The following is a 7,337-nucleotide window of genomic DNA, read 5'->3' as shown; positions in this document are numbered from 1 at the left end:
TTCTGGTTCTGGTTCTGGTTCTGGTTCTGGTTCTGGTTCTGGTTCTGGTTCTGGTTCTGGTTCTGGTTCTGGTTCTGGTTCTGGTTCTGGTTCTGCGTTCCGGTTACGGAACCCGCAGCGCTACTGTCGGTTGAGCGTATATCTTTAACGATGATTTGCGCCTGTTTATCGGTATAGTTCAGCGTTGGGACCAGATAGGGCTGCTCACCTTGGAGGTTTTTAGCGCTTTGGAGGAAGGTTGCTGTGTTTGCGAAAGGAGAGAGAAGCCCACCTTGTGCATTAACGAGTGTAAAGCTGTCGTTTGAGCGCATCGGCAACTTATCAAGCACCGTGACGTGCAGAGAGGCCCCGCTGAGGTTTACCGTGCCCGTTGCGTTCAGCAGGTCGGATTGGCGATTTTGAGCGAGCACATCAAAGGTAGATCCTTTCTGCATGGTAACATTCCCATTGACATTTAACGTGCCAATAGGCTGTCCGCCTGCCAGGCCGATCGCTGGATTAGCGCCGTTACGGCCGGGCGCTAAGGTTCCCGAGACGGTCAGGTTCCCCACAGTGCCTGTGCCAGACAGCATGGCGCCGGATTGTACGGTGGTAGAAGCGTTGCCGAAGTTGCTATTCACACCGAGATTGCCAGCACGGACATTGATAGAACCCGTAAATTGATGGCCGTCTCCGGTAAGATAGACAGAGCCGGTATCGTCTTTTGCCAATGTTCCGGTGCCGGAAATGGTGTTGGGAACCTCTGTTTCATAAAGGTCTTCGTTAGGAGGATTTGTAATGGAATTGACATTGCCATCATTGATGACCCCATCAGAGACCGTTCCTATATTGGTTAAGCTGAGGGTGCTCTTGGGGGCAATGCTCACAGCACTGGCACCTAAGCTGCCTGGAAGAGCGGCTAGGGTGCCGGCTTCGATGATGGTGTTCCCTTCATAGGCGCTGTCGTCATCTCCGGTGAGGGTGACGGTGCCTGTCCCGCGCTTAATCAGGGTTCCGGTTCCATTAATGTATGCATCAATAGAACCATTATCATCTTGATCAATGATGAGTGTACCGTGTGTCTTTAGAAGAGCCGGGTTGAGAGGAGCGGTGAAGGTGGCATCACCGACATAAGAGAGAGCAATATAATCTAAATTTGTAACATTTTGTGCTGTTGCGACCACATTTCCCTGAATAAGGTTATTTACACTCTGCCCATGTTGAGAAATGGATTGAGAGCCGAGGAAATGCTGTGTTCCATTGCTGTCAATACTTGATGGCTTGCTGAGATAGAGAGTTCCTTCACCTATTTTATTAATTCCATCCACGGCAGTGCCCAAGAACATTACGTTATGGCCATTTGTATCTATGAAACCCGAATCACGGTTTGTAGGAGAGAGGTTATCATTCTCCATAAGGATGGAAGTATTGGAAATGGTGAGGTCGCCACCAATGACACGGAGCCTCCCTCCTGGCTCAATATAAATAGAGGCTGAATTGCCCATGGCTTGGTTGCTAGTATTGACTTGCTTGCTAGTATCAACAATACCAGATTGAGATGAGTTTAAGCCAGAACCATAGACATTTAATGTTCCATCAATGGTGAGAGAGCCTGCTGGGTAGGCGGGCTGTGTTGTGGTGGGGCTATCAATTTTTGGCCCTAAAATGACTTTATAAGCGTTAAGTGTCTGCCCTGAGTCAACCTCAACAGAATGATAGCGATTGACCCAAAAGCTATCGGGTGTGCTTGAGGGGCGGAAGCCATCTGTTGCGCTACTATCGGGCGTTAAACCAACCGTCAGAGAGGAAGGGCCCCCCGTGATGGTGGAGATATCGTCGGCGTGAGCAGGAAGCGCCATGACGATACAAGAAAGAGAAACGCCACAGAGAGCAGTGAAACGCATGATGTGAGGCCTAGTTATTTCATAATGGTTGTGCAAACTTTACGATTTAGAAATCACCTATTCTTAGAGAGGTATAAAGAGCAATAGAATTTAAGAGTGCTTCTATAAAAATTTAACTATTGATCGAGGGTTGTTGCGAATACGCTATAATAGAACTCATGAGGTTCTATTTAAATCGTAAAAATAAATTTACTTAACTGTAGCTGCATTCCATAAAAAAAGCCGAGAGGGGGTACCCTCCCGGCCTTCTTCCGCGATCGCATCGACGGATCAGAAAGGCTTATTTGCCTTTACCCTGATTAGCCACAGCGGCTGCGCGTGCTGCGATTTCTTCAGCATTGCCCAGATAGTAGTGCTTCACCGGTTTGAAGTTCTCGTCGAATTCATAAACCAGCGGCGCACCCGTTGGGATGTTCAGGCCGATGATGTCATCATCGCTGATGCCGTCAATATGCTTCACCAAAGCGCGTAGGGAGTTCCCGTGAGCGGCGATGATGACCTTCTCGCCTTTTTTGAGGCGTGGCAGAATGGTCTCTTCCCAGTAAGGGACGACGCGCTTAATGGTCAGAGCCAAGCTTTCTGTTGTAGGAAGCTGCTCAGCTGTCAGGTTCGCATAACGTGGGTCATGCCCTGGGAAGCGTGGGTCATCACGATCCAATGCAGGAGGGGTGACCTCAAAGCCACGGCGCCATTGCTTAACCTGATCTTCACCGTATTTTGCAGCGGTTTCAGATTTGTTCAGGCCTTGCAGCGCCCCATAATGACGCTCATTCAGACGCCATGATTTCTCAACGGGCAGCCATGGACGATCAACTTGATCAAGAATGTTCCAAAGCGTATGGATCGCCCGTTTCAGGACTGATGTGTAAGCGAAGTCGAAGGTGTAGCCCTCTTTCTTCAGCAACTCACCGGCAGCTTTCGCTTCACCGCGGCCTTTTTCAGACAGCTCGGCATCATACCAACCGGTAAAGCGGTTTTCGTTGTTCCATTCACTTTCGCCGTGGCGAACTAGAACCAGCTTAGTGACAGCCATGGGCTACCTCCTTACTACCGTTATAGGCCCCATCGCGTGATAGGTACCTGCGTGCGCCCTTCAACGGATGAAGCAGCGCGTTGACGCTGGCCATCGTAATCCAAAAATCGACAATGTGTAAGACATGTCTGTTATGCGCTAAATCGTAACAATAAGAAGAGATTTCTTTGCTCGTTGGGAGTTTTCTCCCATTGATGGGTCTCTCCTTTTATACAGGATAAAGGAGGTCTTTTTTAAAAATTATACCGGATATTCCCCCCGATCCACCGTGGGGTCTGGATATATTGCACGCGGCTATTATCGTTCCCGGTGTAAGAGTAGCTATTGCCGTGGCGGTTGAGGAGGTTATCAACATATACCGCGGCCACCCATTTCCCACTTTTGGGGCCGACTTCCATCCGAAGACCCATGGAGCTGATCTTGCTGCTTTTCCCGTTCGGGTCGCCAAGTTCTAGCAGCATATTATCTTTCCAGCTGTAGCTGGCCTGTAAGGTCATCCGATAATCGCTGGGGAGGTTGATGGCGTAGCGCGCAACAGCGCTCCAAGAAAAGCGCGGGGCGAAGGGCAGGGCAGAATTCCGGCCAACATTACTCAGAAGAGGTAGGCCGTTAATACTGCTTGTTCCTCGAGTGGCTTTAGCGTCCAAATACGCAAAGGAGCTGTTGAGGTCGAGATTAGGGATCAGGTTATGGAACGTGCCCGAGAGTTCCCCACCACGGGTGCGGGCACGCGGCAGAGAGCCGAGCGTGAGAGACGTGGTCTTGGGCATTTCAGCGACAAAAAGCGTTTGCCGATTATGGTATTCATAATCAAACAAGGAGCCTTCTAGCTGGAGCTTGTTGTTCAGCAGGCTTGTTTTCGCACCGATTTCATACGCCACCATATTTTCAGGGCGCACATAGCTTTGGGCTGAAGCCGCAGAGACCGCCCCTGCAAAGTAAGAGCCCGCCTTATAGCCGTTGGAGATGGTGCCATAGATGAGGGTGCCGGGGGCAATGGTATAGCGGAGCCCAACACGCCCGGTCAGGCGGCTATAGCGATGATGGTCGTCGAGGGAGGAAATCGCTCCACCTGCATGGGTGAAAGCGCCCCCTTGGTCAATCGTGCCGCCATGATAGCCGCGATCATCGTAGGAATAGCGACCAGAAGCGATGAAATCGAGCCCACGGACAATCTTCGTAACGGTGTTAAGATACACACCCGTGGAGATGTTTTGTTGCACAAAATGGTTGGTTAGATTCCCGTTAGGGATCCCCAGAAGGTCTGAGCGCAGACCGGTATAGGCGCCATTGATTTTGTCGTAAGATTCATACACCCCAACGCTTAAACGCACGCGCTTGGCAAAGGTCGTGCGGAAATGCATGTCGTGGGACTGTGCAAGTGAGGTATCATTCCAGTGATAATCCCCAATGCTGAGTGATTCACCATCGTAATTATCGTAATCATTGCGGCGGAACGCATCAAAACCTGTTGTGGAGGTGAACGTCCCAACATCAAAACGATGCGTATAGTTGATGGACACACCCCCGCCATTTTCATCACGGCTGGCACGGTCTCCACCCACATTCACGTCATGATACCGGGCGTTAGACCCCACACTGATCGTGCGGTTAGGACGATTATTGAGCGCGTCACCGTCTGTATCTTGAGGAGATTGCGGTGTGCCACGGTCACGCGTGTAATGGATGTTCAGCAGGAGGGATGAGCGATCATCAATGAGGAATTGTGTGAGGTTCCGCAAACCGAGCTGGTCTTGAGAGCCATAATGGCGACCAGTGTGAATATCACGCTGCCACCCACCACCATTGATGTAGCTAAAGGCGGTGCGGTTAAAGATCGTCTTGCTAATGGGCACATCAACAGCAGCGCGGGCGGTATTGGTGCCGTAGCTGCTATAGCCCCAATCAAGATACCCACCGAAATGATGGCCCGGGCGTGTGGATTCAACGCTGATATTGCCCCCCGTGCTGCTGCGGCCATAATCAAAGCCTTGGGGGCCTTTTTCCACACTGACGGTTTGGGTATCGAACATTTGGCCTGTGTAAAAAACAGGATAGGGCGCAAAGACACCATCTTGGTAAATGCCAATACCGCCCATATTGTTCCCGGTAAAATCATCCAGCCCAATCCCACGAATGGAGAAGAGCGGTGTGCTGCCAGATGTAGCGTTTACAGCGGTGAGGCCGGGGGTATAGGCGGCAATATCTTTGGGGCTGGTGATGTTGAGCTCACGCAGCTTCTTGGCGCTCATGACATTGACGGTGCCTGCGGTGGCACGAAGGCGTTGTAGGTGAGACCCACCGACACGAATTGTTTCAGGCTTCGCAGTGATGACGGGGCGATGATGATGGGCGGGGTGATGCGTCCCGGTGCGGTGCTGTGGAGGTGACGCGAGGGCTGTGGAGGTGAAGAGATAGGTTGCTCCAGAAATGGTCATAGCCCATTTTGTTGCAGAACACCGACCTGTGATCACACCATCTCTCATAGTGAGCGCTTTCTCCCTCGTTAAGGCTGTCTATCGGACAGACCGCTATCGTTAATGAGCCCAATGAAGAGGAAGGAAGTGGCTGATTACTGACGTAAAATAAATATGTTTCTTTTTAGGAAAGGCCTGAGCTGTGCTGCAGAGGTCATTTCGGAAAGGCACTGTGGTGGAAAAAGCACAGTCTCTCAATAGTGGTTGATAAAATAGGAAATTTACAAATTAACTAATTTACATTGTAAATTGAACAATTTAACAATTTATTTTGTCATATTGGCGTTAAAGGAGGCTGCGTGGCAGGAAAGCACCGTTACCCCACCCTGCGTCAGCTAGGATTGATGGTGCTTCTTGGTCTGGGGAGCTTCCATAATGCGTCTGCTGATGCTCCTCATGCCCCACCAGCGGTTGAAACATATCCGCTGGCGGGTGTGATCGGCCAGCCACGTCGGGTTGGGGCGCCTCATGGCAAGGAGACACGGCGCCATCAAGGGGATTGGGGGCGTTTTAATTACGGCAATGGTGAATTCGCAGGGTTTGGCCCTGTTGGAATGTATGGTGTTGCGCCTTGGGCTGAAGATTGGAGTGCGTTGCGGAACCCGGCGCGGCGACGTGACTTTTTGGATCCTCTTAAATTTATCGCCCTCAATGAGGCGCGCACGATCTGGCTTTCTTTGTCGGGTGAATCACGCGCGCGCTATTGGTATGAGGCTCAACCACGGCTTGGTACGGTCGGTCATCAAGGGGCGAGCCGTTTCACAACGCGGAATTTTTTGGGCGCTGACCTGCATCTGGGCCAGCATGTGCGTGTTTTTGGTCAACTCAATAACGGTACAGCAGCGGGCTCACGGTACTATGGCTATAGCGCGACATGGCGCCGTCGGTTGGGGGTGCAGCAGCTTTTTGCTGAGGTGAAAGGGACGGTCATCGGGGCGCATATGGGGTTGATGGTTGGGCGGCAACAGTTTTTGGATGCTCCCTCATGGCTGCTCTATCAAGGGGAAACGCCTAACGTGCCTCTCACATGGAATGGGGTGCGGGGCTATGCGCTCTGGAAGTCTATTCGTGTGGATGCGTACGATTTTGTGCAAACACAAGTCACGCATGACACGATTATGGGCGGTGGGTTTGATCGTTCCACCCGTTTGTATGGGGTGGATGTTACATCTGCTTTGCCACTTTTTAACATTGGTCATCAGCAGGTGCATTCTTTTCTGGATCTGTTTTGGATGGGGTTTCGTTTTCAAGGCGCACAGGCCCGTCTGATGCAGCGCACGGGGGATGCGTCTGGCACGCAAACACGGCAAAATATCGGTTTCCGTTGGTATGGGTCTGCACCCGCTTTTGAGTATAACCTGAGTGCGGTGTATCAGACAGGTCGTTTTTATGCGGCAAAAGCGGGGGGGAACCGGCCTATTAGCGCGTATGCAGGGCGTGCGGTGGTGGGGTGGCGTCATTCCTCTTCTTTTTTTCATCCCTTTATTGGGATGCAGGCGGAAATTTACTCCGGCGGTCGTGCTTTGCAGCAACATGGTGAAGTAACGGGGTTTGTTGCGCCTTTTTCCCCGCGTAATGGCACGTTTGATACGTCTCGCACGTTGGTGCGGGCGAACCTCATGAGCATTGGGCCGTTGTTGAGCGCGACGCCGCTGCCACGGTTAAACTTCCAGTTCAAACTTCCCTTTATGTGGCGGCAACGTCTGGGCGATGGGCTCTATGGCAATGGCAGTCGTTATACGTTCTTCAACAGTTCATCTCTCCACAAAGCAGGGCGCTATGTTGGTTTTATTCCGCAACTGAGTATGCGGTACCAAATCACTCAGCATCTAACCTATCAGGTTAATGGCGGAGCTGTGGTGATGAGTAAGGGCGTGCGTCGTGCAGGGGCGAAGAACGGTACGTTTATGATTTCAGACCTTGTGTTCCGTTTTTAACGCAGCG

The 7,337-nt window shown here is 51.4% G+C and carries 4 protein-coding genes; 1 reads left to right on the top strand and 3 read right to left on the bottom strand.

Annotated elements, in window-relative coordinates:
- The 3 genes from F457_RS14110 to F457_RS0108295 all read right to left on the bottom strand — a co-directional run.
- On the bottom strand, positions 1 to 1,883 hold a 1,883-nt coding region (locus F457_RS14110; protein WP_018980675.1), incomplete at its 3' end, for an autotransporter-associated beta strand repeat-containing protein.
- A gap of 280 nt (positions 1,884 to 2,163) precedes the next feature.
- A complete protein-coding gene (gene gpmA / locus F457_RS0108300) occupies positions 2,164 to 2,916 on the bottom strand; it encodes a 2,3-diphosphoglycerate-dependent phosphoglycerate mutase (RefSeq protein ID WP_018980674.1) in 753 nt (250 codons plus the stop codon).
- Between the two features lie 233 nt (positions 2,917 to 3,149).
- A complete protein-coding gene (locus tag F457_RS0108295) occupies positions 3,150 to 5,402 on the bottom strand; it encodes a TonB-dependent receptor (protein WP_018980673.1) in 2,253 nt (750 codons plus the stop codon).
- 290 nt (positions 5,403 to 5,692) lie between these two features.
- On the opposite strand from F457_RS0108295, the gene F457_RS0108290 reads away from it, so the two are divergent.
- Entirely contained in the window at positions 5,693 to 7,330 is a 1,638-nt protein-coding gene (locus tag F457_RS0108290) for an alginate export family protein (RefSeq protein ID WP_018980672.1), read from the top strand.
- The last annotated feature ends 7 nt before the right edge of the window (positions 7,331 to 7,337 follow it).

Origin of the sequence: Saccharibacter floricola DSM 15669, from assembly GCF_000378165.1 — a bacterium.
Lineage (GTDB): Bacteria > Pseudomonadota > Alphaproteobacteria > Acetobacterales > Acetobacteraceae > Saccharibacter > Saccharibacter floricola.
The sequence above is the reverse complement of the archived record's forward strand: the minus strand, read 5'-3'. Positions and strand labels throughout refer to the sequence as shown.

Bases quoted from the DNA above. Each gene is read 5' to 3' on its own strand.
- gpmA (WP_018980674.1), bottom strand. From the start codon at position 2,916: ATGGCTGTCACTAAGCTGGTTCTAGTTCGCCACGGCGAAAGTGAATGG.
- F457_RS0108295 (WP_018980673.1), bottom strand. From the start codon at position 5,402: ATGAGAGATGGTGTGATCACAGGTCGGTGTTCTGCAACAAAATGGGCT.